This window comes from Sphingobacterium sp. InxBP1, assembly GCF_026191775.1.
In the GTDB taxonomy this organism is placed as follows: Bacteria; Bacteroidota; Bacteroidia; order Sphingobacteriales; family Sphingobacteriaceae; genus Sphingobacterium; species Sphingobacterium thalpophilum.
In genome coordinates, this window is sequence record NZ_JAINDX010000047.1 from 229,998 (window position 1) to 256,994 (window position 26,997).

32 protein-coding genes are annotated in these 26,997 nt (G+C 42.9%); 15 read left to right on the forward strand and 17 right to left on the reverse strand.

From position 1 onward, the window contains the following. Window positions 1-115: 115 nt before the first annotated feature. The 4 genes from K7A41_RS16640 (at window position 116) to K7A41_RS16655 (ending at window position 4,646) form a co-directional block, all read left to right on the forward strand. Entirely contained in the window at window positions 116-1,105 is a 990-nt protein-coding gene (locus tag K7A41_RS16640) for a cation diffusion facilitator family transporter (RefSeq protein ID WP_028072410.1), read from the forward strand. 147 nt (window positions 1,106-1,252) lie between these two features. Then, the gene (lepA, locus tag K7A41_RS16645) at window positions 1,253-3,043 is read left to right on the forward strand and encodes a translation elongation factor 4 (RefSeq protein WP_028072409.1); all 1,791 of its coding nucleotides are present in this window, start codon (window positions 1,253-1,255) and stop codon (window positions 3,041-3,043) included. A gap of 60 nt (window positions 3,044-3,103) precedes the next feature. Further along, window positions 3,104-3,991, forward strand: coding sequence for a bifunctional 5,10-methylenetetrahydrofolate dehydrogenase/5,10-methenyltetrahydrofolate cyclohydrolase (locus K7A41_RS16650; RefSeq protein ID WP_028072408.1), 888 nt, complete (start codon window positions 3,104-3,106; stop codon window positions 3,989-3,991). A gap of 145 nt (window positions 3,992-4,136) precedes the next feature. After that, on the forward strand, window positions 4,137-4,646 hold the full coding sequence (locus K7A41_RS16655) for a hypothetical protein (RefSeq protein ID WP_028072407.1): 510 nt from the start codon (window positions 4,137-4,139) through the stop codon (window positions 4,644-4,646). 121 nt (window positions 4,647-4,767) lie between these two features. Here the strand turns inward: K7A41_RS16655 and K7A41_RS16660 are convergent, their stop codons facing one another. Beyond that, window positions 4,768-5,637: a serine hydrolase gene (locus K7A41_RS16660; RefSeq protein WP_265714576.1), complete on the reverse strand. Its 870-nt coding sequence runs from the start codon at window positions 5,635-5,637 to the stop codon at window positions 4,768-4,770. 155 nt (window positions 5,638-5,792) lie between these two features. Here K7A41_RS16660 and K7A41_RS16665 point away from each other — a divergent pair, with 155 nt between their 5' ends. Beyond that, the gene (locus tag K7A41_RS16665; protein ID WP_265714577.1) at window positions 5,793-6,335 is read left to right on the forward strand and encodes a DUF1543 domain-containing protein; all 543 of its coding nucleotides are present in this window, start codon (window positions 5,793-5,795) and stop codon (window positions 6,333-6,335) included. Window positions 6,336-6,533: 198 nt separating this feature from the next. Here the strand turns inward: K7A41_RS16665 and K7A41_RS16670 are convergent, their stop codons facing one another. The 6 genes from K7A41_RS16670 to K7A41_RS16695 all read right to left on the reverse strand — a co-directional run bounded on the left by K7A41_RS16670 (window position 6,534) and on the right by K7A41_RS16695 (window position 12,602). Then, the gene (locus tag K7A41_RS16670) at window positions 6,534-8,018 is read right to left on the reverse strand and encodes an amino acid permease (protein ID WP_028072404.1); all 1,485 of its coding nucleotides are present in this window, start codon (window positions 8,016-8,018) and stop codon (window positions 6,534-6,536) included. 142 nt (window positions 8,019-8,160) lie between these two features. Beyond that, window positions 8,161-8,808, reverse strand: a complete 648-nt coding sequence (locus K7A41_RS16675; protein WP_265714578.1) for an NAD(P)-dependent oxidoreductase — start codon at window positions 8,806-8,808, stop codon at window positions 8,161-8,163. Window positions 8,809-8,812: 4 nt separating this feature from the next. Next, window positions 8,813-9,229, reverse strand: a complete 417-nt coding sequence (locus tag K7A41_RS16680; protein ID WP_265714579.1) for an RrF2 family transcriptional regulator — start codon at window positions 9,227-9,229, stop codon at window positions 8,813-8,815. 111 nt (window positions 9,230-9,340) lie between these two features. Beyond that, window positions 9,341-10,027 (reverse strand): hypothetical protein, encoded by a 687-nt coding sequence (locus tag K7A41_RS16685; protein ID WP_265714580.1) that lies wholly within the window; start codon window positions 10,025-10,027, stop codon window positions 9,341-9,343. A gap of 186 nt (window positions 10,028-10,213) precedes the next feature. Beyond that, window positions 10,214-12,160: a M1 family metallopeptidase gene (locus K7A41_RS16690; RefSeq protein WP_265714581.1), complete on the reverse strand. Its 1,947-nt coding sequence runs from the start codon at window positions 12,158-12,160 to the stop codon at window positions 10,214-10,216. Window positions 12,161-12,254: 94 nt separating this feature from the next. Then, entirely contained in the window at window positions 12,255-12,602 is a 348-nt protein-coding gene (locus tag K7A41_RS16695) for an ArsC family reductase (protein ID WP_265714582.1), read from the reverse strand. A gap of 276 nt (window positions 12,603-12,878) precedes the next feature. Here K7A41_RS16695 and fbaA point away from each other — a divergent pair, with 276 nt between their 5' ends. The 3 genes from fbaA (at window position 12,879) to K7A41_RS16710 (ending at window position 15,756) form a co-directional block, all read left to right on the forward strand. Continuing rightward, complete coding sequence (gene fbaA / locus K7A41_RS16700) at window positions 12,879-13,958, forward strand: class II fructose-bisphosphate aldolase (protein WP_265714583.1); 1,080 nt, start codon at window positions 12,879-12,881, stop codon at window positions 13,956-13,958. 222 nt (window positions 13,959-14,180) lie between these two features. Beyond that, a complete protein-coding gene (locus K7A41_RS16705) occupies window positions 14,181-14,855 on the forward strand; it encodes a head GIN domain-containing protein (RefSeq protein ID WP_265714584.1) in 675 nt (224 codons plus the stop codon). A 232-nt stretch (window positions 14,856-15,087) separates the two neighbouring features. Further along, complete coding sequence (locus K7A41_RS16710; RefSeq protein ID WP_232048688.1) at window positions 15,088-15,756, forward strand: sterol desaturase family protein; 669 nt, start codon at window positions 15,088-15,090, stop codon at window positions 15,754-15,756. Between the two features lie 117 nt (window positions 15,757-15,873). On the opposite strand, the gene K7A41_RS16715 is transcribed toward K7A41_RS16710, so the two are convergent. Beyond that, window positions 15,874-16,035, reverse strand: a complete 162-nt coding sequence (locus tag K7A41_RS16715) for a hypothetical protein (protein WP_265714585.1) — start codon at window positions 16,033-16,035, stop codon at window positions 15,874-15,876. A gap of 71 nt (window positions 16,036-16,106) precedes the next feature. Beyond that, window positions 16,107-16,631 (reverse strand): hypothetical protein, encoded by a 525-nt coding sequence (locus tag K7A41_RS16720; protein ID WP_265714586.1) that lies wholly within the window; start codon window positions 16,629-16,631, stop codon window positions 16,107-16,109. 246 nt (window positions 16,632-16,877) lie between these two features. Here K7A41_RS16720 and K7A41_RS16725 point away from each other — a divergent pair, with 246 nt between their 5' ends. After that, window positions 16,878-17,093, forward strand: a complete 216-nt coding sequence (locus K7A41_RS16725; RefSeq protein ID WP_265714587.1) for a hypothetical protein — start codon at window positions 16,878-16,880, stop codon at window positions 17,091-17,093. Window positions 17,094-17,100: 7 nt separating this feature from the next. Further along, window positions 17,101-17,397 (forward strand): hypothetical protein, encoded by a 297-nt coding sequence (locus tag K7A41_RS16730; RefSeq protein ID WP_265714588.1) that lies wholly within the window; start codon window positions 17,101-17,103, stop codon window positions 17,395-17,397. Window positions 17,398-17,411: 14 nt separating this feature from the next. Here the strand turns inward: K7A41_RS16730 and K7A41_RS16735 are convergent, their stop codons facing one another. The 4 genes from K7A41_RS16735 to K7A41_RS16750 are packed head-to-tail and all read right to left on the reverse strand — an operon-like array spanning window position 17,412 to window position 20,605. Further along, window positions 17,412-18,347: a glycerophosphodiester phosphodiesterase family protein gene (locus K7A41_RS16735; RefSeq protein ID WP_265714589.1), complete on the reverse strand. Its 936-nt coding sequence runs from the start codon at window positions 18,345-18,347 to the stop codon at window positions 17,412-17,414. Between the two features lies 1 nt (window position 18,348). Next, on the reverse strand, window positions 18,349-18,864 hold the full coding sequence (locus K7A41_RS16740; protein ID WP_028072391.1) for a shikimate kinase: 516 nt from the start codon (window positions 18,862-18,864) through the stop codon (window positions 18,349-18,351). A gap of 6 nt (window positions 18,865-18,870) precedes the next feature. Next, window positions 18,871-20,058 carry a BT_3928 family protein gene (locus K7A41_RS16745; protein ID WP_265714590.1) on the reverse strand — a complete coding sequence of 396 codons (1,188 nt, stop codon included), beginning with the start codon at window positions 20,056-20,058 and terminating at the stop codon, window positions 18,871-18,873. A 4-nt stretch (window positions 20,059-20,062) separates the two neighbouring features. After that, a complete protein-coding gene (locus K7A41_RS16750; protein ID WP_265714591.1) occupies window positions 20,063-20,605 on the reverse strand; it encodes a DUF1599 domain-containing protein in 543 nt (180 codons plus the stop codon). A 281-nt stretch (window positions 20,606-20,886) separates the two neighbouring features. Between K7A41_RS16750 and K7A41_RS16755 the strand changes: the two genes are divergently transcribed. The 4 genes from K7A41_RS16755 (at window position 20,887) to cysM (ending at window position 23,821) form a co-directional block, all read left to right on the forward strand. Next, a complete protein-coding gene (locus K7A41_RS16755; protein ID WP_265714592.1) occupies window positions 20,887-21,684 on the forward strand; it encodes a HipA family kinase in 798 nt (265 codons plus the stop codon). Continuing rightward, entirely contained in the window at window positions 21,662-22,045 is a 384-nt protein-coding gene (locus K7A41_RS16760; protein ID WP_265714593.1) for a DUF3037 domain-containing protein, read from the forward strand. The genes K7A41_RS16755 and K7A41_RS16760 overlap by 23 nt, the downstream gene beginning before the upstream one ends. 87 nt (window positions 22,046-22,132) lie before the next feature. Beyond that, the gene (locus tag K7A41_RS16765) at window positions 22,133-22,942 is read left to right on the forward strand and encodes a serine O-acetyltransferase (protein WP_037534565.1); all 810 of its coding nucleotides are present in this window, start codon (window positions 22,133-22,135) and stop codon (window positions 22,940-22,942) included. Between the two features lie 6 nt (window positions 22,943-22,948). After that, on the forward strand, window positions 22,949-23,821 hold the full coding sequence (cysM, locus tag K7A41_RS16770; protein WP_265714594.1) for a cysteine synthase CysM: 873 nt from the start codon (window positions 22,949-22,951) through the stop codon (window positions 23,819-23,821). A gap of 109 nt (window positions 23,822-23,930) precedes the next feature. On the opposite strand, the gene K7A41_RS16775 is transcribed toward cysM, so the two are convergent. The 4 genes from K7A41_RS16775 to K7A41_RS16790 all read right to left on the reverse strand — a co-directional run bounded on the left by K7A41_RS16775 (window position 23,931) and on the right by K7A41_RS16790 (window position 25,890). Then, window positions 23,931-24,290: a bleomycin resistance protein gene (locus K7A41_RS16775; RefSeq protein ID WP_037534563.1), complete on the reverse strand. Its 360-nt coding sequence runs from the start codon at window positions 24,288-24,290 to the stop codon at window positions 23,931-23,933. Between the two features lie 45 nt (window positions 24,291-24,335). After that, window positions 24,336-24,809, reverse strand: coding sequence for a GNAT family N-acetyltransferase (locus tag K7A41_RS16780; protein ID WP_037534561.1), 474 nt, complete (start codon window positions 24,807-24,809; stop codon window positions 24,336-24,338). Window positions 24,810-24,842: 33 nt separating this feature from the next. Continuing rightward, complete coding sequence (locus K7A41_RS16785; RefSeq protein WP_028072382.1) at window positions 24,843-25,301, reverse strand: MaoC family dehydratase; 459 nt, start codon at window positions 25,299-25,301, stop codon at window positions 24,843-24,845. Window positions 25,302-25,464: 163 nt separating this feature from the next. After that, the gene (locus K7A41_RS16790; RefSeq protein WP_028072381.1) at window positions 25,465-25,890 is read right to left on the reverse strand and encodes an SRPBCC domain-containing protein; all 426 of its coding nucleotides are present in this window, start codon (window positions 25,888-25,890) and stop codon (window positions 25,465-25,467) included. A 229-nt stretch (window positions 25,891-26,119) separates the two neighbouring features. On the opposite strand from K7A41_RS16790, the gene K7A41_RS16795 reads away from it, so the two are divergent. Then, window positions 26,120-26,926 (forward strand): alpha/beta hydrolase, encoded by an 807-nt coding sequence (locus K7A41_RS16795; RefSeq protein WP_028072380.1) that lies wholly within the window; start codon window positions 26,120-26,122, stop codon window positions 26,924-26,926. Window positions 26,927-26,997 lie beyond the last annotated feature (71 nt).

The following is a 26,997-nucleotide window of genomic DNA, read 5'->3' on the forward strand; positions in this document are numbered from 1 at the left end:
AAGCGGGGGGCGATAGCCACACTTGCATGAATTGACACTTTTTGACCAAGCTGTTAAAAACTAATCAGCCACATTTGCCGTTATATCTTTACCTTTGCCCTACAACATTATTGTCATGTCCAAACAAAGAAGATTGGTTTTACTATCGTTGTTTACGGGAATAGGTTTGATGATCATCAAGTTTATCGCGTACTTTTTGACCGATTCGAGTGCGATCTTTACCGATGCTGCCGAGAGCATCGTCAATGTCATTGCGTCAGGTTTTGCTTTTTATAGTATCTACCTGGCGGCTCAGCCCAAGGATGAAAATCACCCTTACGGACATGGGAAGGTCGAGTTTTTCTCCGTATTTCTAGAGGGCGGGCTGATTTTTATTGCCGGCGCCATTATTTTAGCGAAAGCCTGTTACAATATCTTTTTTCCTGCGAATATTACTCATCTTGAGCAGGGTATCTATTTAATCGCTGTAACATCATTGGTCAATTTTGCCATTGGGTTTTACATTATGAAGAGAGGCCGTGCACTGGGGTCGATCACTTTAGTGGCGGATGGCAAACACCTGCAGGTGGATGCCTATAGTACCATTGGGCTAATACTCGGCTTATTGTTGATGAAGCTAACTGGATTTCAGTGGATAGATATTGTGATTTCCATTATTCTGGGGCTTTTTATCTTGTTCAATGGTTACAAATTGCTTCGTCAGTCTATTGGAGGACTGATGGATGAATCAGATACGGCATTGGTACAGGATGTAGTCGAGATTCTAGAACGCAACCGTAAAGCTGCCTGGATTGATGTCCATAACCTTCGGGTACAACGATACGGAAATGAGTTGCATGTTGACTGTCATCTCACACTGCCCCGCTATTTTGATCTGGTGAGGGTGCACGACGAAATATCAGCTGTTGATAAGATCGTGAATAAGGAAATGTCGGTCCGAACGGAGTTTTTTGTCCACGCTGACCCTTGCCTTCCTGAATGTTGCCGCTATTGCCAAGTGAAGGATTGTCCGGTCCGGTCAGAACACTTCGAACATAAAATCAGCTGGGATATGGATAAGGTTATCCGCAATCAAAAGCATTTCTTTTACACAACAGCCGATTAGAATTTCTGGGCTTTCCACTTGAAAGTCATGTTTATACACAGTCTTACTGAGGACGGGGCGGGGGCGGACGAAAAATGTTCTTGAGTATATAAATATGTATAAAAAAAGGTATCTTTGCCTTTTAGCAAAAGAGTTTAAAAATCCTATATGAAGCACATTCGTAATTTCTGTATTATTGCGCATATTGACCATGGCAAAAGTACTTTGGCAGATCGCCTTTTAGAGTATACCAATACCATTAGTCAGCGCGAAGCACAGGCACAATTACTTGATAATATGGATTTGGAACGTGAACGTGGTATCACGATCAAGAGTCACGCGATCCAAATGAATTATAAAAAAGATGGTCAGGAATATATCCTCAATCTGATCGATACCCCGGGACACGTTGATTTTTCTTACGAAGTATCCCGCTCAATAGCAGCTTGTGAAGGTGCATTATTGATCGTGGATGCATCTCAAGGAATTCAGGCGCAGACAATTTCAAATTTGTATCTCGCTCTGGAACATGATCTTGAGATTATTCCAATTTTGAACAAAATGGATCTGCCCGGCGCTATGCCTGAAGAGGTAAAGGACCAGATCATCGATCTGATTGGCGGTGACAGAGATGCGATTATTCCTGCATCAGGGAAGACAGGTTTGGGAGTGCCAGATATATTGGAAGCTATCGTTGAACGTATTCCACACCCGGTGGGCGATCCTGATGCCCCGCTACAGGCATTGATCTTTGACTCCGTATTCAATTCCTTCCGCGGCATTATGGCCTATTTTAAAGTGGAGAATGGCCAAATCCGAAAAGGAGACAGGGTTAAATTTGTTGCGACAGGCAAAGAGTATTTTGCGGATGAAATTGGGACTTTGAAGCTCAATCAGGTACCCAAAGATGTCATCAGCACAGGCGATGTAGGTTACATCATTTCGGGTATCAAGGAAGCCCGTGAGGTAAAAGTAGGGGACACGATTACGCATAGGGACCGACCTTGTGCAGAAGCTATTCAAGGATTTGAAGAGGTAAAACCCATGGTATTTGCGGGTATATACCCTGTAGATACTGAGGATTATGAGGAGCTGCGTGAATCCATGCACCGCCTACAGCTCAACGATGCATCTCTGGTTTTTGAGCCAGAATCTTCTGCTGCTTTAGGCTTTGGCTTCCGCTGTGGCTTTCTGGGGATGCTCCATATGGAGATCATTCAAGAGCGTTTGGAACGTGAGTTTGATATGACGGTCATCACGACAGTACCGAACGTGTCTTATAAAGCTTATCTGACGAAAGATAAAACCGAGGTGATTGTTCACAATCCTTCTGATCTGCCTGATCCAAGCAAGCTGGATACCATTGAAGAGCCTTACATTAAAGCAAATATCATTACCAAATCGGACTTCGTTGGACCGATAATGTCTCTTTGTATTCAAAAACGTGGCACTATAGTGAATCAGCAATACTTGACTTCGGACAGGGTGGAGCTGGTGTTTGAAATGCCAATGGGAGAGATCGTATTTGATTTCTATGATAAACTGAAGACGATTTCAAAAGGCTACGCCTCTTTTGACTATCACCAGATTGGCTACCGTACATCGGATCTGGTAAAACTGGATATTCGTTTAAATGATGAGCCTGTAGATGCGCTGTCTTCGTTGATACACCGCAGTAATGCCTACGATTTTGGAAAGAAAATATGTGAGAAGTTGAAAGAGCTTCTTCCACGCCAACAATTTGAAATTCGTATCCAAGCGTCTATTGGCGCTAAGATTATTGCCAGGGAGACGATTTCGGCACTGCGTAAGGACGTAACGGCTAAATGTTATGGTGGTGATATCTCGCGTAAACGTAAATTGCTGGAGAAACAGAAAAAAGGTAAAAAACGCATGCGCCAGGTTGGGAATGTTGAAATTCCGCAGTCGGCATTTATGGCAGTATTGAAATTAGACTAGAACATTATCTAAATAAAGGAGCTCTTGGGCTCCTTTTAAATACAATAAAATCTCCTAAACATGAATCTTTTAGATGGTAAATTAGTTTCCGAAAAAATTAAAGAGCAAATTGCGCTGGATGCGGCTGCATTTACAACACAGACTGGGCGTAAACCGCATTTGGTGGCTATCCTAGTTGGTAATGATGGGGGCAGTGAAACCTATGTGGCCAGTAAAATGCGCAATTGCCAGCTTGTTGGCTTTGAATCAACGAATATCCGTTATGATGAGTCAATCACTGAAGAAGAATTAATCGCAAAGGTCAAAGAAATCAATAAGGATGATACGATCGACGGATTGATTGTTCAGTTGCCGTTGCCCAAACATATCGATCCGGATAAAGTTACCGAAGCGATTGATTACCGAAAAGATGTCGATGGCTTTCACCCGGTCAATTTGGGACGTATGCAGCGCAATCTGCCTTGTTTTATTCCAGCTACACCCTATGGTATTATGTTGATGTTGGATTATTACAAGATCGATACCGCGGGCAAACATGCCGTTGTGGTCGGAAGAAGCAATATTGTCGGATCGCCAATGAGTATATTGCTGGCACGCAATTCCAACCCCGGAAACTGTACGGTCACCTTGACTCATAGCCGTACCAAGGACCTCAAGGCGGAAGTCCTACGTGGCGATATTGTGGTTGCGGCTATCGGCAAAAAGAATTTTGTGACAGCAGATATGGTCAAAGAAGGGGCTGTAATCATTGATGTAGGTATCAATAGAGAAACGTCTACCGAAACTAAATCAGGTTTTAAATTATATGGTGATGTGGACTTTGAACATGTGGCCCCGAAAGCATCATGGATCACTCCGGTGCCGGGTGGAGTCGGCTTGATGACCATCGTTGGATTGCTTAAAAATACGTTGGAAGCAGCCAAAGGAACAATTTACCCTAAGGCATAATTTTCGTTATTTGGCATAGAAGTTGTAACTATTGAACAGTTAATCATTAATTACAAACTTATGTGAAAGCATCAGGGTGTTAAACTGTTAAGTTAATATACACGGTTCCTGATTGTTTTTAGCCATCAAAAAACAAGATAATCTAATGAAAAAAATTGCACTTTTAGCGGTAGTAGCGGGAGCATTGGTTATGTCTTCTTGCAACAATTCGGAAAAAAAGGCTTCGACAAGTACAGATTCAGCCCAGACAGTAGGTGAGCATGTGGATGCGGCTATTGCAGATTTAAAAAACGCTGAAGAAAATGCGCGTTTAAAAGCCGAACAAGCCAAAAAAGATTTGGATGAAGCAATTGCCAAAGGCGATAAAGCGGCTGAGGAAAAAGCACGTGCAGCTTCTGAAGAAGCCAACACCGCTTGGGAAAAAACTAAAGAAGCGCTGCGCAATGCTGGGGAAGATGTTAAAGAAGGATTAAATGATGCCAAAGATGCAACTGTCGATGCTGCGAATACAGCAGCTGACAAAACAAAAGAAGTAGCAAAGGATGTGGCTGAGGGTACAAAGGATGCTGCCAATGATGTTAAAGATGCGTCCAAAAAAGCTGCTGATGACATTAGCCGTAAAGCCAAGAATGTCGGTGAAGCCTTAAAAAACTAAAATCATAACGACCTCGGTTTACAGGGAAAAAATAAGGGATTTTTTTGAATCCCTTATTTTTTTATTAGGAAGGTTCTAGCAGAATTTTTGGCCAGAAGGACTGATGTGGTATACTTGGCCTTTACTTATAATATTCCCAAAGCAGTTTCGATAGTTTGCGGGTCAATTCTTCTGCCTCATTATTTTTCCCCCAGCTCCGGTCCTTATTGTTTTTGGTGAAGATGCTGAAAACATAATCTCCTTTGGGAGCATTGACCAGAATAACTTCATTGCGGACATCATCTAAAGACCCTGTTTTGGAGGCCGCTTTGACCGTTGCCGGAATCTGGGATAGTCCACGTTCGTCATAAAACATATTACCCAAAAAGCGGTACATACGATCTGAAGCTTTGGCCGAGATCACACGGCCCTCACGAATTAGTGTTACTAAATCTGCCATTTCTTTTGGCGTCGTCTGCCCCCAGCCATATTTTTCCCAGTCTGCTTTTCTGCCTTCTGTCTGTGAATTGACACGTGTATGAGTGAGCTGCAATCCCTCCATTAATGAATTGATCGCCACACCACCACCAGCAAGTTTCTGGTTCCAGATACTCGTGACATTGTCACTGTAGGAAAGCATAAGACCGACCAAGGTTTTGAGGTCGACTTTTGTACTGTCCTTGAAAAATTGCATCAGGCCCGAACCACCGTATTTTTGGCTTTCGCGGTATATAAATTCTTGATCCAGTTGAAGCTGCCCCTGCTCAATTTTATCAAAAACACCGACGAGAATGGGGATCTTAACCACACTGGCAGTCGGGAATATGCTGTCCGCCTGAATACTGACTTCTTTATGTTTTTTCAAATGGTGTACATAGATACCTACATCGCCCTGAAAGCCCTGAATAAGCTGTTTGATTTGTGATTCAAGTCTTTTATCTGTGTAGCGTTTTTGTCCAAATAAACATACGGATATAAGTAGGAAGGTAAATGAAAGGAAAATTTTACGCATAGTCAGGGTTTTATCATTGTCAAATGTGGTGAATATTAATTATTTTTAATATTTAATGGGCTTAAGTTATGAAATATCCCCGATTAGCGAGCATAGTATCTGTGAAAATAACTTGATATTTCATTTTAGGTGTTGATCAGACAGAATATTTGGATATGAAATTATTTATGATTTTGATCGGCTGCAAGCCGAAAAACAGACGTACGGAACAGCACGATATTTTTTTTGGAATTGGAAATGAGCTGAAGGACTTTGTGGAGCCTATTCGGGAGTTCTGGCCTGAAGCTGATGGCAAGATACATATTGATGCCTATCGTGTGGTTCATAAGATAGGCGAATATGAAATCAACGTTATTGACAAAGGGCAAGCAGTCAATCAGGAGCAACCGTTGAAATTATTCTTCGTTAACCTTGGGGGCTATAAGCCGAATGAGTTTGATGAATTCCATTATAAAGAGCTGATCGTCGCAGCCAATTTGGCCAAAGCCACAGAGAAGGCTAAACGCACCGTTTTTTGGAAACACCACAGTTCGGCCCACATTGATGATAAATATGGATTGGATGTGGATGATATTTATGAAATAGAGGACCTGCTAACGGCTCAGGACAAAGAGAAGTTCGCTATCCAGATCTCGGCCAGGGCGGGATTAGATGATGACTTGATTGCCAATGGCTATTTTAAGCTGAGTGCGTTGTAAATAAATGCTGGCTCAGTCCAGGAATAAGTTCGGTCGCTAAATCTTCTAATCTTATACTTGTCATAAGTAGTTTGGCATCTTGAACGACGAAGTGGCTGGTGTAGGAGATAGAAAGCTGAAAAAGAAAAGGTGCTGTCCAATGTTTTGGACAGCACCTGCTGAAAGCAGAATCAGGAATGCTTTTATTGTATGCTATACTTATTCGACAGACTGTTGATTTTGGTGCTGCTTACGGATAACGCTATGCTTTTTGCCATACACAAAGTAAATCAATAAGCCGAGGGCTAACCAGATCGCGAGACGTTCCCAGCTCTCGATCGGTAAAGATGCCATCATCAGTACACATACGAGGATACCCATAACAGGCACAAAAGGAACAAGTGGTGTTTTGAAGGGGCGCTCCAATTTTGGATCGGTTTTGCGCAGTACCAATATGCCGACACAAACTAGCGTAAAGGCAAACAGAGTACCTATACTAACCATATGGCCAAGATCTGATACTGGTACAAATCCTGCAAAGATGCTCACAAATACCATAAAGATTGCGTTTGTTTTCCAAGGTGTCTGCCTTTTGGAAAGATCTGAAAATACTTTGGGAAGAAGGCCATCCTTGCTCATCGAATAGAATACACGGCTCTGGCCAAGTAGCATAACAAGGATGACCGATGTATAACCTGCAATAATCGTAATAATCAAAGCTGTATTCAAGAAATGGTAACCTGTTTTAGCAAATGCAGTGGCGACGGGTTTGGCGTCACCTTTAAACATGGTATAGTTTTCGATACCGGTCATTACATAGGAAAAGAGCACATACAGCAAGGTACAGATGACGAGAGAGCCGATGATACCGATAGGCATGCCCTTTTTCGGATTTTTGGCTTCTTGGGCTGCTGTGCTTACCGCGTCAAAACCAATAAATGCAAAGAATACGACACCAGCTGCGCGCAATACCCCACTGATTCCAAAATGCCCAAAATCGTCGCTTTTGAGGAAGGCCATGAGACTCTGTTGACCGCTCTTAACCATTTCTTCGCCTGGATTCACGGGAATAAAAGGATCGTGATTGGCCGGATTAATGAAGCTCCAGCCCAAGGCGATAAAAATCAGGACTACACCTACTTTTAAAATAACTAATATATTATTTACTGTAGAGGATTCCTGCGTCCCCCGCATCAATAGGAGAGAAAGCAGGCAGACGATGATAATAGCGGGCAGATTGACTACGCCACCTTCCCAGGGGCCCTTGAGTAGCATGTCTGGCAAATGGATATGGAATATCATTAACAGCTGATTAAAATACTGCGACCAACTGACGGCTACTGTGGCTCCGGCCAGAGCGTATTCCAGGACAAGATCCCAGCCGATGATCCAGGCAACAAATTCACCCATGGTGGCATAGGAATAGGTATAGGCGCTTCCCGCCACTGGAATCATGGAAGCAAATTCGGCGTAGCAGAGACCGGCAAAAGCACAGCCTACGGCTGCAATAATGAAAGATAAGATGACAGCTGGGCCAGCATTTTCAGCAGCGGCAATTCCAGTTAAGGAAAATAGTCCTGCCCCAATGATGGCGCCTACACCCAACGCGATCAGGCCTGTGCTCGACAACGTCCTTTTGAGCGTATGTTCACCATTTTCATTTGCCTCCGCGATCAGCTGAGGAATCGATTTCTTAAATAGCATAGGATTAATTCTTTACGATTATTTAGCCTTTTAATTGTTTAATTAATGTCAAATATAAATGATATCAACGACAAAAGGGAAGATCGCGCTTCCCTTTTGTGATAAAATTTTGTATTAAATCTGATTCAGTTGCCTATTTGTATTAGTATGCCGCCGTAAAGCGTTGGTTAATGAACTGTTTTTGCTCGATTTCGTCGGCGATAGCGACCGCAAGGTCTTCAACCGAAAGCCTCGACCTGCCTTCGGCATCAAATACAGGATGGTCCAGGCCAGTCCGGTATTTGCCAGTGCGGATGCCACCCGCCTGGGAATTCATCTCAATGGCGGGGCTGATCATTGTCCAGTTTAGCTCCTGCTCTTTGCGTATCGTGTCAAGATAATCGGCGGCAGCGAGCGCACCTGGTTTAATTTCTTTTGGAAAGTCTGGTGAATCCACAAGACGTTTACCATCGACTACTAGACTCCCTGCTCCGCCGACAACGATAAAACGTTTCACTCCGGCGTCTTTAACAGCTTGCTGGATGGCCAATGCACCTTTGGTAAAGTCTTCATAAAGGTTAGGGTTTGACCAGCCGGCATTGAAAGCCGAGACCACTACGTCTGCTCCCTTCAATGCATTCACAAGCTGTTGGTGATTGTGAATGTCGATCTCGGCCCTAACGATCCGTTGGCCGGAAGGAATGTTGTCAATATGACGCGCGATCGCGATGACGTCGTAGTTGCGCTCGGCTAATTCTTTTACAAGGTGTGATCCAACATAGCCAGTGGATCCAATGACTGCTACTTTCATGTCTTTACGTATTAAATGTGTTACTAAAATCTCTCAGCTTTATCTTTTCCAAATGCCGAATGATATCAGTGTCGACTTCCTGATAGAGCACCTGCAATTTGGAATTGATATTTTTACCTACAATACAAGCCGGATTCGGGTTGTTGAATTTGCCCGGTAGCTCATTTTGTTTGGTACTGAGGTAAATGTCTGCCAAGGTGATGTCTTCGAGTTCAGTGTTTATTCGAATCCCCCCGCCTTTACCTTCTTTGCTGACCAATAAGGATGCTGCTTTCAAAGAGGCGATTTCTTTCCGCACTACACTGGCATTGATCTGAATGCTGGAAGCAATATATTCGGACGGGAGCCATCGGAGGGTTTCGTCCAATTGCGCCAATACCATAATATGTAGTGCTGTTGCGAATCTAAGATTGTGTAACATCCTATTGCTGATTTGTTTTAATAACACAAAGATAATGCATAAGGTTTTAAACTGAAATAAAAATTATTACAGTTTAAATCTTCTGACACTAAGGTGATAATGGATGGTTTTTTATTTTTTCTCGTTAAATTTTTTGTAACTGTCCATAATATAGACTTTTAGTGACTCCTGACTGCTGTTTTGTATGAACTTGTAAGAGGGTCTGAATTGTTCTTTAAATAAGGCAAGTTCAGCGCCGTCCAATGGTGTCAGCTCCTTGATTAGGTTGTCAGTAAATCGACGGTCGACAGTTCTTTTCTCCAGTTCGGCGACTAGGAGTTTGTAGTTAGAGCGGGCTCGTTTTCCTTCTTTGCTGAATATCCGACTTGGGGAAATACGGATACCGCCGCGATTCTGACTGGCGTCCGAATATTTTCCAGCGGTTTTTTCGCGCTGGATTTCTGCTGCCAGGCGACTATCAGTCATCCGCTCGACAATGACCTGATTCAGTTCGATTGTATTGTTCAGTCGGTTCAGATAGATTCTGCGTAAGCTGTTGTCGTATATGAAGACAGTATCCTGTTCGTATCCAGGTGCTTTGATCAATAAAAGGTCGTTTATGTTGGCATTGATGACAAAAGAACCATCTTTGTTGGTCTGCACCTCCTCTTTGTTCCGAAGGTTCTGAATCTGGGCAGCTTCGATTTTTTCACCACTGACAAGTTCCATAATAATGCCTTTAGTTTTTTCCTGGGCAAATAGCTGTCCACTGGTCAACGTGATCAATAAGCAGGTAACAATAGTGTGTATGACTTTCATCCGTATAAATTTGGTTTTAAGCTTTGTTTTTTACATTCCTGGCATCAGATATCCGCAAAGGCGTTTTGTATCATGCAGGCATAGTGTTTATGGTTCAATCCCCACTGGGCGGCCATACATCTCGGCTACCGCCGCCCGGCTGGATTGCGTATCCTAAAAATAACGAATAGATTTTGAATTATTGTGCTAATTTGCCTTCCATATATTATTGTCGGGATTCTTGTCAGGCATCACATGCTCTGGATCCAGTTCTACGGATTGCAGCGCTTCGGTTGTCGGCATTTTAAACTGCCAGACCTGATTCCGTTCCCAGATTTCCACCGGCAGTTTTTTCCGGATTTTTTTGCCTGATACGGTAGTGGCCTCCACGATGATCGGCATAGGAAGTTTTTCGAGATTCTCGACAGTTACGAGTGCACCATGCATTGGATTATTGTTGGCATAAGACACGGATTTGATGCCTTGGTCCATTTGCCAATTGTGGACAAACCAGCCTCGCCAAAACCAGTTGAGGCTTTCGCCGGTACCGTTTTCCATAGCACGGAAGAAATCTTCGGGTGTCGGATGTTTATAGGCCCACTCCTGTATATACTTTTTAAAGGCATAATCGAAACGCTCCTTGCCGACGATAACGTTGCGCAATAGTTTTAGGCCATAAGCTGGCTTGTAATATACGAGCGCGCCGATATTACGTTCTTTCATATTTTGTGGCGTACTCATGATGGGTTCAAGGTTCTGAGCCGTAAAAATATACGATCGGCTGGCTTGAGAACGGTAATATTCACCGTTATTGAACTCTTCTGTAGCCAGTTCGTTGATAAACGTGTTGAACCCTTCGTCCATCCAGCCGTGCTCGCGTTCATTGGATCCGACGATCATGGGAAACCAGTTGTGCCCAAATTCGTGGTTGGTCACGCCCCAGAGGGATCCTGCTCTCGCTTGGTTACCACAGAATGAAAGGGCGGGATATTCCATTCCACCAACGTTGGAGGCTACATTGACAGCAACGGGATAAGGGTATTCAAACCATTTTTTGGAATAAATTTCAATAGCAGCTTTGGTGTATTCTGTAGAGCGTTCCCAGGCATTGTTAGTATTACTTTCCACAGGGTAGGCAGATAGAGCCAAAGCCGTTCGGCCACTGGGCAGATTTATCCTGGCACCGTCCAGAATAAAAGCCGTTGAAGAAGCCCAGGCAATATCCTGTGCGTTATTTAACTGGTACTTCCAGGTAAGCGTTTTTTTGTCCGGTCTGGAACGCTTTACAGTGACTTCCTCGGCAGAGCGTATCAATACAGTTTCGTCGCTACGCTGTGCTTGCTGGTACCTTTTGAACTGCTCTGCAGTAAAAACTTCCTGCGGGTTTAGCAGCTCCCCTCCGAGGACGACGATATGGTTGGCCGGCGCCGTAATCTCTACTTGGTAATTTCCGAATTCGCGGTAAAATTCTCCCGGCCCTGTATAAGGTAGCGTATTCCAGCCACGGATATCATCGTAAACACAGAGTCGGGGAAACCATTGCGCTATAGCATATATTTTACCATTCTTGGTGTCAAGGATACCCGTACGGTCAGCGCCATATTGTGGTACTGTATATTGGTAGGCTATTTTGAAGGAAATTTTTCCGCCTTTACTTTTCAATGGCGCTGGTAGTCGAAGCTGCATGCGAGTATCGTCAATGATATGCTCAATCGCATGGCCACTCACATCGGTCACGGACTGGATTTTGTAGCCACCATCAAAGGTGGAATTGGCATCACCATACCGGCTATTTGTTAGTGGTGAAATAAGCTGTCCGCGGCCCTGCTGGGAAAACATATTTTGGTCCAGTTGTAGCCAGAGATAATCCATATTGTCCGGACTGTTGTTGCTGTAGGTGATTTCAACAGTGCCAGTTACTTGATCATTCTGGTCGTTGAGCGATGCCTGTATTTTATAATCTGCCGCATTCTGCCAGTAGGCAGCACCCGGTTTTCCTGCTGCAGAACGATAATCGTTGCCGTTATTATTGAAAAATAATGGCGCAAAGGCCTCTGTATAGCTGTATTTGGAATTTTGATCCTGGGAAAAGGACGGCAAAGAATAGCTTAGTGCAATTAGACTTAAGGAAGCTAGGGCAACACTTTTCATCATATTTCTTAGAATTTTAATTACGTTAATCGCTCCAATATACAATGAAAAGTGCATAAGGCAAAAAAAAGCTCCTTTTCAAAGGAGCTTGTAACAACTATTTTAAATTGTTCTGATATTCTTCTTCGTTAAATCCGAGCAAAATACCCTTATTATATTCAATCACAGGACGTTTGATCATACTGGTATGCTCTTTTAATACCTCATTGGCACTCTTGACGTCCACTACCCGAGCTTGCTGTTCGGGTGACAGTTTTTTCCAGGTGGTTCCCTTCTTATTAAGCAGAGCCTGCCAATCAACCGACTTTTCCCATGCTTTTAGCTTTTCGTCACTGACACCTTCCTTTTTGAAATCGTGAAATTGGAAAGCTATCTGGTTGTCCTCAAGCCATGTCAGGGCTTTTTTTACCGTATTGCAGTTTTTGATCCCGTATACCTGTAGCATAATAGTAACAAATTAGTGAGCCCAAATTTAATGATTCCCCGAATCTTTTCGCAAGATGTGATCTAGTCTATTTATTTTTTTGATCGAATATTGTACGACGGTAGCCAGCATATGCATCCTGTTCTTTCGGCATAACATGCAATTCAACTGGCCCCTTTTACAGTTTTCAAATGATAGTGTATTTAGTACACTATAAAAATTAGGAAGTAATAATTATTTTTAATAATTTAGTAGCTTTAAGAATTAATAAGATTTAAATAAATCAATAACAGTAATATGAGCCTAAAAGATTTTAAAGGTGTATTGACAGGAGATCAAGTACAAGAGTTGTTTGAAGTTGCTAAAAAGCACAAATTTGCTTTGCCTGCAGTAAACATTATCGGAACTAATTCTATCAATGCGGTGATGGAAACTGCCAAAGCAGTAAACTCTCCAGTAATTATTCAATTGTCAAATGGCGGTGCACAATTTTATGCAGGTAAATCATTGAACAATGATAACTTGAAAGCTTGTGTATTGGGAGCGGTGTCTGCAGCACAGCACGTACATTTATTAGCGGAGCATTATGGTGTAGCGGTTATCTTGCATACTGACCACGCTGCTAAGAAGCTTTTACCTTGGATCGATGGCTTGTTGGACGCTGGTGAAAAGTTCTTCGCACAACATGGTAAGCCTTTATTCTCTTCGCATATGTTGGATCTGTCCGAAGAACCGATTGAAGAAAATATTGAAATTTCAAAAAAATATCTGGAACGCATGAAGCCGCTTGGCATGACTGTGGAAATTGAATTGGGGGTAACCGGTGGGGAAGAAGACGGTGTTGACAACTCAGATGTAGACAGTTCAAAATTATACACACAGCCAGAAGAAGTGGCTTACGCTTATGAAGAATTGTCGAAAGTATCTGACAAATTTACGGTTGCTGCTGCCTTTGGTAACGTGCACGGCGTATATAAACCTGGTAATGTGAAATTGCAACCCGTAATTTTGCATAATTCTCAGGAATATATCCGCGAGAAATATAATCTCACTGCTGAAAAACCTGTGAATTTTGTCTTCCATGGCGGTTCTGGTTCCTCGCCTGAGGAAATTGCCGAGGCGATTTCTTATGGTGCGATCAAAATGAATATCGATACGGATATGCAATGGGCTTTCTGGGATGGGGTTAGAGGTTATGAAGCTAAAAACCATGACTATCTGCAAGGGCAGATCGGAAATCCTGAAGGAGCTGATTCTCCGAACAAAAAATACTACGATCCCCGCGTATGGTTACGCAAGGGTGAGGAAGCATTTGTTGCCCGTCTGAAAGAAGCATTCGCCGATCTGAATGCGGTAGACGTCAACAGCAAATTGTAGTTTGCTTGAATGAATGATTAGGAAGTCGTCCCATAAGTAATTATGGGACGTTTTTTTTGTGCCGAAGTTTAAGACAATCTTTTGTCAAAATAGGTTAAAAACGGAATTCAAAAACGGGATTGGCGTATTTTTTGAAGCAGCAGGGGGAAACCTGGAGGGTGGGATATCGATACAATAACATTCTTAAATCAGGTATGGGAATTTAAAATAGATGGTATAAAAATGAAATTTTTAGGAATTAGTGCAGTTTTCTTATTGATGGGTCAGATTGCGTTTGGCCAAGCGAAACAAAATGTTGGTGATTTCAGTTCGGTCATGGCGACGGACAAAATACAGGTGGAACTAATCAAATCCAATGAGTCATTAGTGACATTTGAAGGACAGAATTATGAAAACATCAAGGTAGTCAATACAAACGGTGCGCTCGCATTAAAGATGAACACGTTAAACATGTTACAAGGCGGCAATATATCGGTAAAGGTGTACTATAAGAGCCTGAAGAATGTGGAGGCCAAGAAGGGGGCGAAGGTATTCGCAACAGCCAATGACCCAGTTGTCGCAGATCACCTGAAAGTTTATGCATCTGAAGGCGGCCTGGTTGACCTGCATGCCAACGCGAAAACCACCGAAGTGAAGGTAACCTCCGGCGCAACAGTTGCGCTTTATGGAAAGGCAGACAAGCAGGAGGTGATCTCCAATTTTGGCGGTAAATATGAAGGGAAAGATTTTAAGACAGCAACGACTACAGTGACCGTAAACGGAGGAGGAAAAGCGGAGGTATATGCATTGGATACAATTGAAACAAAGACACGCGGTGGCGGCGTCATCGATGTGTATGGAAAGCCCGAACAACGCGTAGAAAAGAAAATGGTCGGTGGAACAGTCAGCTTCAAGTAGCAAACTGTCTTGATTTTGTCAATTTTGCAGCGTTGTCATACGAAAGAACCTGGTCTGGCTTATCGTGAAATTTGAGCTAAGATATCGGTTAAAAGGTTTTTTTAGCGATGTTATTCTATTAGGTGTTTAACTTTTTTATTAAAAAGGTCAAATATTTTGTTTTTCTCTTACGCAGCCTTCTTCATTTGTGCTTAAAATACGTATTTTTGTGAGGGAATAATAAAATAGTATTATGGCAAAGCGTAATTATGTTTCAAATTCTACGGAATCTACGCGCATGTTCAAAAATGACTTTTTGGAGTCTTTGACGAAAGTGCATTGGAGTGTACCTTTGATTTTCTATGTACCTGTAGTAATTTTCTTTTCGTATAAAGCTCTCGTTTGGGGCGATGTGCCGTTGTTGACATATATCGGGTACTTTCTATTCGGTCTGGCCTTCTGGACTGCTTTCGAATACGCATTGCATCGTTGGGTATTCCATTATCATCCAACCACCGAGTGGGGCAAACGCATAGCTTTTATTTTTCATGGTGTACATCATGATTACCCAAGAGACCGTATGCGTCTGGTGATGCCACTATCTGCCAGTATTCCTTTGGCCATATTGGTCTATTTGGGCTTTACCCTGTTTTTTTCGAACGAATTTATTCTAGCTTGCTTTTTTTCGGGATTCATGGTGGGTTATCTGATCTATGATGAATGCCATTACGCCATGCACCATGCTAATTTTAAGAGCGGTATCTTCAAACGGATTAAACAGCATCATATGTTACATCATTATTCTGATCCAGAAAAAGGTTTTGGGGTGAGCTCTTCCTTATGGGATGCTATCTTACGCTCAGGCTTTGAAGAGAAAGAACCGAAAAATGAAACATCGAAATTAAAAGAAGAGAAAGCCTAATTGTGCTTTTGTCTTAAACATTATAGAAGGCCTTTGGATTTTTTCAAAGGCTTTTTTTTGTTGTCACCCATCCCGGAGGCGATATTTCAAGTACTGATTGGTGACTGACCATGATCATCAACGAATTGTTTCTTCTGCGTATACAGCCCCTGAGGTAATAGTTTGGCGTTCGGCATCCAGATGGTATTCAGAAAACGACTTTGTGGAGTGACAACCAGACGTCATCGCAAAGGTAACGCCCGAAGTTCCGATATGTTTGGAGAAACCTGTTCTGCGCATTAACAATTTGTGTAATTATAAAAAAATCCTGCGACTTGACGTCTGCAGGATTTTTAACACTCTATTTTCTTTTATTTTAGAACAAATTTGAATCCCAATGAGAAACGCGAAGGTTCGAAGTTAGAGCCATGAGACAGATTCCACCATGGTTTCCAGTCGAAGTGCATCGCCAACGGCGCAGAAGGAATGCGGAACTCTAACCCTAATGCTGGACGGATAGCAAAGTCTGTATGGGTATCGCCATCTTTCCAATGATAATCGTCGTCCCAGTCATCGTGCCATTTTCCATAGTCAATAAAAGAGACTTGTGGACCAACACCAATATACCAAGATAAACCGCGGGTGCCAGCAATACGTTGGTTATACGAATAGTCTACTCCCACAACCGTGATATTGTCTCCAAACAATACTTGCGCGTTTCCTGCATCGTTGCCGCCAAAATTATGCTTGATCTGCGGTCCGAATAATGACTGGCCGTCACCAAGGTCGATTCCGAGACCAATCGCAGTGCGGTAAGGTGTCTGGGCATTCGCCTGTTGATTGACAGCAAAAATAAATGCAAAAAGTGTTAGAATAGGTAGAATTACTTTTTTCATGATATTAAAATAATGTTAGCGTTGTGTTTCTGAAATGAAAACTTTCGCTGTTACAACAAATAGTTTGCCAAAAAAAATGAAAATATGACTCTAATTGTGTTTTGTTGTGTAAAATGTTTGTATTGAGGAGTTTGATTTTTGTTGTTACTAAATCCCTCTTTCCTTAATGTTGATCTTCAGTACTTGTGTCATACAAAAAAAGGAAACGATATTTGGAAAAGTATTGTTCTTGTCATGTAACCGTACATGATCGTAAATAACATGGAAGATATTCAGATTGACAGAAAAAAGATTGAGCAGTGGATCAGTGAAGGCTACGACGTGATTCAGGATGGAAAGCTGTTAAAAGTAGACGGAAACCTGCAGGAGTTTCTGGCACAATTTGCGGATGAGGAGGAGCCAAAAACTTATTTGCTTCAGGAACTGATCACCTGGCCCGAAGAAGAACTCAAAAAATTGTAGATATGCTATGGAACAGATGAAAATTGCGACAGAGAAGATTGTTCCGATCGACTATAATGCGGCAGACCTGCCTGTGGAAATAAGGGAATTGCGTCCGGTCGTGTTTCAGGAAGAGACTTCCTACTGGTGTCTTCTTGGCCCAGATCCACAGCGCGGGATTTTTGGCAGTGGCGAAACAGTGCCCGATGCGCTGGAGGACTGGCTGAGAATGTTGCGGAAACGCCTAACAGACGCCGGTGACGATGATGAAGTGACAAACTTTGTGCGTGACAGTCTGGCTGCCTCCAACCGACAGGTGTGGTAGACCATAGGCACGGTTTATTGCACAAACTTCGAAGTTATTCCGCGTTTTTTGATATAAAAATTCAGAGCCCGTCCGGCTTCGGTGGGGCGGTCGGTACTTAGTATGTCAGCGCCACGATCGATAAAACCTGCATATATCTGAAAGCCTTTTTTCGTCGCTTGTCTATCGAGATTTCCCTGAGTGCCCAATATGCACATAATTCCATGATCGTGCAATATTTTGGTTAATTGGGGATCCGCTTCTCGGCTGCCGACGAAAGCCAACAGGCGATTATCAGGAATGTCCTTTTCGCTGAGCCGGACAAGGTCATCAAGGTTTTTGACGGAGGCAGAAATCATCAGGTCTCCCGCTAGGTTATGTACTTTGCTGGCTTGGCCTGCGCTGTAGGTGATAATGACCACACTCGATTCAGCGCGCTGTTTGCGGATGGCATTGATCACAGATTCGTAAGGTACGTCATTTTTGATGTCCAAAGTAAAAATAACTTTTCCTTTTCCCCAAGCGAGCGCTTCGTCTAGCGTCGGTATTTTATAAGGTGTTATTTTTTTATTATTATCCACGAGACGTAGCTTTTTGAGTTCGGCCAAGGTAAGGCTTTTAACTGCTCCATGTCCTGTGGTTGTACGGTCCAGCGTGTTGTCATGCATAAGCACCAAAGCTGAATCTTTGCTTAGGCGAACGTCACATTCGACAATTACCGGCTGTAGGCTGGCGTTATAGGCAAATGTTTCAAGCGCATTTTCAGGATATCCTGAACTCGGGCCACCTCGATGCAGACTGACCAGCGGGTATCTATTGTCGTCATAGGTGAGGAACTGATAAAGGTCCTCAGCCGAGGTCAGCTGAATACGCTTGCCCACAGGCAGCCCTTCGGTGTCACCGCTATGGCGAAAGCAGCTTGCCAGCGTAAAGACCCATAAGAGCAATAAATAGCGTAGCACCTTTGTCATATTATCTATTATGCTGATTGATCATGCTTACCAAATCCTCCACTGTCGTATTGAGCTGATCGATGGTCAAATGGGCTTGGGTATAATAGGGTTCTCTTTCTGTCAGCTTCTCTTCTATAAAAGCCCTGAGTTCTTCGGGGGATTTTCCAATGAGAATAGGGCGCTTGTGCAGCTTTGACTGGGAAAGCCGGTCGAACAAAGCCTTTGGTGTCATATATAAATAAATCGCATAGCCATTGGCTTTGATCCATTCCATATTGTCAAAAAAGCAGGGTGCACCACCTCCTGTAGAAATGACTGCATAGTTGTCGGCAAACCTGCGTAGCTGTGCACGCTCAAGCTTCCGAAATTCATCCTCCCCAAACTGGCCGAAATATTCGGTGATCGTCATACCGATCTCTTTGACTATTTCCTCGTCGGTGTCAATAAAAGGAAGGCCTAATCTATTGGCTAGTTTTTTTCCCAGCGTCGTCTTTCCGCTGCCCATATAACCAATCAAAAAAATAGGTTTTGGCATATGTTATTACTTGTCTTTACTTAAAAAATTCTCTTCAATCGTTTTTGCTTCAGGAAAATTATGGTAATGCCATTTGCCCATGACATTTCCGCCCTTCAACAGGAGTACACCCGGATTAGCTCTTACCATACTTTTCAGAGGGATCAAATCCGCATAGTAAATTTCGGCTATCAGCTGCATTTTATCGCTGAGGTATTGCGCGTCTTTAGATGCGGAAGCAGTCAACAGGACAATCCGAAGACCATTATAGTCTTTTGAGAGCTGAGTGGCGGTTTGATTGATCTTTTGTATAGCGTCGAGATTTGCTGTAGAAAGATCCTTTGCTACAATCAGCAGGTTATAATATGGATTATTGATAATCTCCTGGGTATGGTCAGCACCGTCTGCATCCGTAATCAACAGATCTGGAATGGGGATATCATAGCCTTTTTTGATTAATCTGCTTTCTGGTTCACCCACTATTTCCCAAGTTTCATCTTCCCACAGTTTATCCGCCATATACACTTTGTCATTCACCTGTTTTGTTTCTCCAGTCTTTTTATTCTTCATTGTGTAGAGCTGTTCGAACACATCGCCCTCTTTGCCTTCGGGCAATACCATCAATGAGGGGATATTGTTGCCGACTTTATACGGTAGGAAGTCGATAAACGGGAGATAATTGACCGTATAGATACCAATGCCCAATGAGACGATGACAGTGATCAGCGTGACGAAAAACTGATTGCCCGAACCTTTAATAATCGACCGGATATGCCTGCGATTAAAAAATATAATTAAAATAAGGGCTAGCAGGATCAGATCTTTTGAAAACGATTGCCAAGGCGTCAAAGGAATGGCATCGCCAAAACACCCGCAGGAAGTGACAACTTCAAAAAATGCCGAATAGAAGGTCAGAAACGTAAAAAATAAAATTAGCAGCAGCAGACCCCAGGCTACAGTATTGGCATAAACACCAAACAGTAATAAAGCTCCTAAAAGAATTTCAAATCCACAGATCACAACAGCAATAGCAGTAGCGTAATCATTGAAAACGGTCAGGTGAAAAACTTCAAAATATTCCTGAAGCTTATAACCAAACCCTGTCGGATCGTTAGCCTTTATCAATCCAGAAAAAATAAAAAGAAGTCCTGTGAAAATTCGACAAAATCCCAGTAGGTAATTTGTTTTTGTATGCTGCTTTGCTGCTGTCATCATCTGCTTATTGTTGTGCTAATCCTAACTTAATTAATGCAAAAACGGCGTAGTTGAGCATGTCCTGGTAATTGGCCTGGATGCCTTCGGAAACGATCGTCTGCCCGTCGTTATCCTCAATCTGCTTCACCCGATGAATTTTCATCAAAATCAGATCGGTCATAGAAGATACGCGCATATCACGCCACGCTTCACCATAATCATGATTTTTCGCTAACATGAGGTCACGCGTCTGGGTGACTTTTTCTGTATATTTTTGATTAACAAAAGCAGGATCCAGGTTGTCATCGCCATCTTCACCAAGATCGATCTGAATCAGTGCCATGATACAATAGTTGATAATCCCAATATACTCATCCACTACGCCTTCGCCGACTTTGGATACTTTTTTGATTTCTAAGGTCCGTATACGCTGTGCTTTAATGTAAATTTGGTCTGTAATGGAGGACAGACGCATAATTCGCCAGGCCGTACCATAATCTTTTGTTTTTTTTATAAATAAATCCTGACAGTGCTTGATCACACTGTTATATTCCTGCATAGTATCCATATTGCGTTTGAAGAACTTGATGAGACAAGTCGAGATTATATGACAAATATAATTAGAAAATAATACTTCTGAAGGTCAAATTAATGTATGATTTACGCTAATTCACAAAATAAATTACAATTATCAAGATATTTTGTCAGGTAAAAGTTCGTAGGTAAAGCGGAGTTCGGTAAATTTGATCTATCGAACGGATCAGGATACGAAAATAAATACAATTTAGTTTCATTGAACGGTTCCCGGGGCAGTGACTGCCTTTGGTATATAAAAGTAAAAAGATATTCATGAGTTTTCAACAACCTATTATTCGCGAAGTGGAGATTATCCGGTATGTACAGCCTTTTCGCGAAGGCGGGTCTTTACCTGCCCTAGTGGATGCCGATGATGGTTTTAGTTATGTGATCAAATTTAGAGGCGCAGGTCAGGGGCGTAAGGCACTGATTGCTGAATTGATTGGCGGTGAACTTGCCAGGCTACTCCAGTTAAGGGTGCCGGAAATTGTGTTTGCCAACCTCGATGAATCTTTTGGCCGTACAGAACCCGATGAGGAGATTCAGGATCTCCTTAAATTTAGTGTGGGCAGAAATCTGGGATTACATTTCTTGAGTGGTGCAATTACATTCGATGCCAATGTTGATGTGATCGGTGCTGAGGAAGCCTCAAAAATTGTCTGGCTGGATGCCCTGTTGATGAATGTTGACCGCACGGTCCGCAATACCAATATGCTCATCTGGCATAAGGAGCTTTGGTTGATTGATCACGGAGCATCATTATATTTTCACCACAGCTGGGACAATTGGGAAGAACAGGCCGTCAAACCTTTTGTTCAAATCAGAGACCATGTACTTTTAAAAAACGCGACAAGCGTGGCGGCGGTCGAAGCGGCATACCGCCCGTTATTCACCGAGGAAGTTTTCCGAAAAATAATGGCAGTTGTGCCCGACGGGTGGCTGGAAGATCCCGAACGCGAACTGTCGGCAGCGGATGCAAGAGAGGTGTATGTTTCCTTTTTAAAACAGCGTGTTGCCAATTCATCCATTTTTGTAAAACAGATTGAAGATGCCCGAAAAAACCTTGTATGAGTATGCTGTGGTACGGCTTGTGCCGCGTGTGGAACGTGAGGAATTTATCAACGTTGGTATTGCGTTATATTGCCGTAAATACCGCTTTGCTAAGATGGTCTATGCTGTGGACGAACAAAAAGTTAGAGCGTTGTGCCCAACTATTGAACTGGAGCTGATTGAGAACCATCTTTCGTCTTTTCAGCGGATATGTCAGGGAGATAAAGGTGCCGGCATGCTGGCTACACTGGACATGACAGAACGTTTCCGCTGGCTTACAGCCAAACGGAGCACCGTCATCCAGTGTTCAGCCTCGCATCCGGGATTATGTGAGGATCCTGACGTTACACTACAGCAGCTGTTTGAGCGCCTGGTTCTCTGATTGTCCGCTTTGATAGCCTGTCTTTTTGATAAAAAGGGTTAATCTATCAATATTATAGTATATTTGTTGTCATATTTACTTTTGAAGATGCATGATTTTTATCAACATATCTACGAGCAGCAGCTGGCTGTTTTAGAAATGCCGTCCAACAAGAAGATCTGTGGCTGGGCGACAAGGATTCTGGATCTGCTTTTTCCGGAGCGCAACTCTGGCGAAATGAGATCTGTGGATGATGTAAAGCTCGCTTTTGAACAGTTTGAACTAGAGCTTGAGCAGCTTTTGAGCAAATCAAAAGCTTGTGGTAGCTGTAATCATGCGGAAGTAGCCCGAAAATTTTTTGAACGTATCCCTGAGCTTTATGAACTGATGTGCTGGGATGCGGATGCGCTGATGGACGGCGATCCGGCCGCGCAGAACAAAAGGGAAGTAATTCGTACCTATCCCGGTTTTTTTGCGATCTGTATTTTCCGCATGGCTAATGAACTGCATCGTCTGGGGATCCCGTTAATTCCACGGATTCTGACCGAGCATGCACATTCCAAGACAGGGATCGATATTCATCCCGCTGCAACCATCGGTCATCATTTGCACATTGATCACGGGACGGGGCTGGTGATCGGTGAGACCTGTACAATCGGTAATTATGTCAAACTCTATCAAGGGGTAACGCTTGGAGCGCTCAGCGTGGACAAGGTGTATTCGAATGTGAAACGTCATCCCACTATTGGAGACCACGTGATCATTTATTCGGGTGCCACTATTTTGGGGGGTGAAACGCATATTGGCCACCATTCAGTCATTGGTGGCAATGTTTGGCTGACCAGTTCAGTGGAGCCGTATACGACCGTTTACCATCAGGCTACATCGAAATTTATTGATTCAAAACCAATCATATAGATATTTATGGGAAATATTATAGATACCATCGGGAATACGCCATTGGTAGAGATTACCCAATTTCACGCAAATCCAGAGGTCAAGATCTTTGCGAAGATGGAAGGTAACAATCCTGCGGGGTCGGTCAAAGATCGGGCGGCATTAAATATGATCCGTTCGGCTATGGAAAGGGGCGAAATTACAAAAGAAAGCAAGCTGATCGAAGCGACCAGCGGCAATACAGGGATTGCTCTGGCCATGATTGCTGGAATCTATGGCTTAAGCCTTGAACTGGTGATGCCTGCCTCTTCCACAAGGGAGCGAACCCTGACGATGGAAGCCTATGGAGCAAAGGTCACATTACTGGAATCCATGGAAATATGTCGCGACTATGCAGAGCAAAAGGCAGCTCAGGAAGGCTATTTCATTCTAAATCAATTTGCCAATCCAGATAACTATAAGGCCCATATCAAAACCACTGGGCCGGAAATCTGGCGCGATACAGCTGGAGAAATAACCCATTTTGTCAGCGCCATGGGCACTACGGGAACTATCATGGGTAATTCGATATATCTAAAAGAGAAGAACCCTGCAATACAGATCGTGGGTTGTCAACCTACGCCGGAGTCTTCCATCCCGGGTATCAGACGCTGGCCAGAAGCCTACCTGCCCAAAATATTTGATCCAAGCCGTGTGGACCGGGTGATCGATATCTCCCAGCAGGAAGCAACGGAACTCGCGCGTGAGCTCGTACGGCGGGAAGGTATATTTGCTGGTATGAGTACAGGTGGCGCATTTGCCGGAGCGTTAAAAATTGCCAATGAAATCGACCGGGGCGTTATCGTGTTTATCGCTTGCGACCGCGGCGACCGCTATTTGAGTTCGGACTTATTTGGTTAGGGGTGAGGTAAATCCTATGCTGATTGTTCAAGGTTCGCTGAGCTTCTTGATCCGCTGACAATAAGCAGACGTAGACGTTGTGGAATTTGCCTCGCTTGGTAAAGTCATACTATTCTGCCTGCCCAAAAGTCAGTAGATTATTATCGGGGTCCAAGATGGAAAATTCCCATTGTCCCCAAGGTTTACGCGTTAATCCGCCATTGGGGTGAATGGCAATGTTCTTCTTCAGGAAGGATTGATAGAGTTGTTGAATATCGTCTGTGCGAATGTAGATCATACCATAGTTATCTTCTGGTGGGAGTTCCCTGTACTCGAAAAAATGGATTTCAACCTGATCTTTTCGGATCATCAGGTAATCGGGATAATCTTCGCTGTTACAGTTTGAGAAACCAAGCTGGTTTAAATAGAAATCGCTTGTGACTGCCTTGTCACGCATCGGCAATTTTGGATGTATCGCTGTTAGTTTCATTATTTAGTATATGTCTTTAGGAAATCCGGAAACGACATCGTCATTTTATTGCGATTCAGGTCGACAATACTTCAACAGAACCATATCCTTCAACAATTGACCATTTTCGTAGATAGGCTGTTCGTAGTTCTCAATAAAAAAATTCTTACGGACGGCGTATTTCACGAAACCGTTGCGTTCGTAAAAGCGGATCTGATCCGTACCACAATCGGCTGTTCCCACAATGAGATTAGGGTATTGATCTGCGTATGTTTGCTGTATATAGCGCAAAATGCCGCTTCCTAGTCCACTGTTCTGAAAGGGAGGAGAAACAGCTATATTTTTTATTTCTAAGGTCGTATCGTCTATTGGACATAGACAGAATACGGCGACGACGCGATCCTGTACCTGCACAACATAGACAGTAGACTTGAAAAGATATTTCTCAATTGCGGCTATAGTTTCATCCGCCAAAAGCAACAGATCATAAGGATAGTCCTTATGATCCGTAACTTGTTTTATTGTTAAACCATCCAGCATATTCAAAAGTTGGTTCAATTTGTGCAGTTGGCGTCAATTGAAGTGGTATAAAAAAATCACATCTCCGACATAGGCGGGTTTGGTATTGTCTTTTATTTTCAATGTCGCTTCAATGGTAACCTTGACCACACCCCTCAAGTTGACGACACTTTTAACATGGGTGTGCAGCTGCACTTCGTTGTCGACCAGGACCGGCTGGGCAAACCGCAAATTTTCGATGCCATAATTAATTTCCATTTTGACGTTCCGAACATCGGCAATCTGCTTCCACAAATAAGGAATGAGTGACAAGGTCAGGTAGCCATGTGCGATAGTTGACTTAAATGGGCTTTCTGTTTTTGCTTTTTCACTGTCGAGATGGATCCATTGATGGTCTAAAGTTGCGTCCGCGAACTGATTAATCTGTCTTTGATCGATTTTATGCCATTGAGATTCGCCTAATGACTTGCCCTCAAAGGCCTTATACTCTTCATAATTGTTAATTATTGTCATATTGTATGTCTTTATCAATTTTCTGCTGGAAATTGCTTCCGGGCAATTTGATCGAGTGTCAAATTTTAGCCAAAGATAACCATTGTCAGGAGCAATCCAAGTATCCCTTTTTGTACCTGTCCGAAGACCCCTGATTCGGTATCATATTGATTGGCAGGTCCTGTCAGGGAAGTATGCCATATGTTTTTTCCACATATGATTTAAAATTATTCAATATGGCCCGCCAGCCCTCACGCTGCATTTCAATAGGATTCTCAGACTCTGCATCAAAAATTATGCTGACATCTGTAGAGGATTTTTTGGAATCAAAATGAATTTCGACATGACGACCGTCGGCCATGTCATAGGCAATCCGTTTAAAAGGATCAAGTGCTGTATATGTCCCCACGAAATCAAAACCAGCAGATCCATCTTTAGCCTCCATGTGGTTTTTAAATTTACCCCCTATACGGAGATCGTTGGTCGAACTTGTACAATGCCAGTCCTCAGCAGCATGATTCCATTGCATAATGTCCTCCGCAGAAGTGTATGCATTCCATATGGTCTCCACACGCACGTTAATCGATGTTTGTATGTTTATTTTTTCCATGCTTATGTCGATTGTTTTCTGATGTAACCTCTTGTTATCTCTAATAACAGGTTTTTTGGCTATTTGTTATATCGGATCGAAGATAATTATGCCCACTGCTCGAAAAGTAAGCACGACACAGCTCGTTTAGGAACAGCAGGTATTTGTGTAATGCTTTTGTAATTTCGATAAAGAAATTTAAGCAGTTTTTGCTAACTTTATGAATCTGAATACTTAAACCCATTATACGATGTCTATCAGGTTGTTTTTTATCCTCTTTTTACTGATTTCGCAAGGCTGTGCTCTTGCTCAGAACTATCAGACAATAGAAAATATCAGCTATTGTAAAAATGCTGATACGGATGCTTATAAAAAGGAGCGGTGTAAGCTTGATCTATATATCCCTAAGGGAAAAAAAGGGTTTTCAACAATTGTATGGTTCCATGGCGGGGGGCTGGAAGAGGGCAATAAGTTTATCCCGCTTGAATTAAAGGAAAAGGGCGTAGCTGTTGTGGCGGTCAATTATAGGCTAAGTCCCCGAGCCAAGGCGCCAAGCTATATAGAAGATGCAGCAGAAGCTGTTGCATGGACCTTTTCTCATATATCTTCTTATGGGGGTGATCCCGGTAAGATCTATATTTCGGGTCATTCGGCTGGTGGTTATCTGGCGTTGATGGTTGGTTTGGATAGCAGCTACTTGCAACCTTATGGAATCGCTAATAGCCGTATAAAAGGACTGGCACCTATCAGCGGACAGACGAATACACATTATACCATTAAGAAAGAGCGAGGACAGTCGATGGTCATACCTCAGATCGACGAATATGCGCCGATATCTCATGCGCGGAAGAATGCGCCACCCATTTTACTGATTACTGGTGATGAACGGCTGGAACTACCGGCACGATATGAAGAAAACGCCCATTTGGCAGCGATCTTAAAACAGACGGGGCATACGAACACAGTGTTGTATAAGTTGCAGGGCTTTGATCATGGCGGCGTTTATGCACCCGGCTGCCTGTTGATGCTCAAATGGATCAAAGAGCAGGAAAAATAGGAATGGAAATTCTATAAAAAAAATAAAAAATATTATAACAGTAAACTGAAAAATAGTAACGACCTTTATTA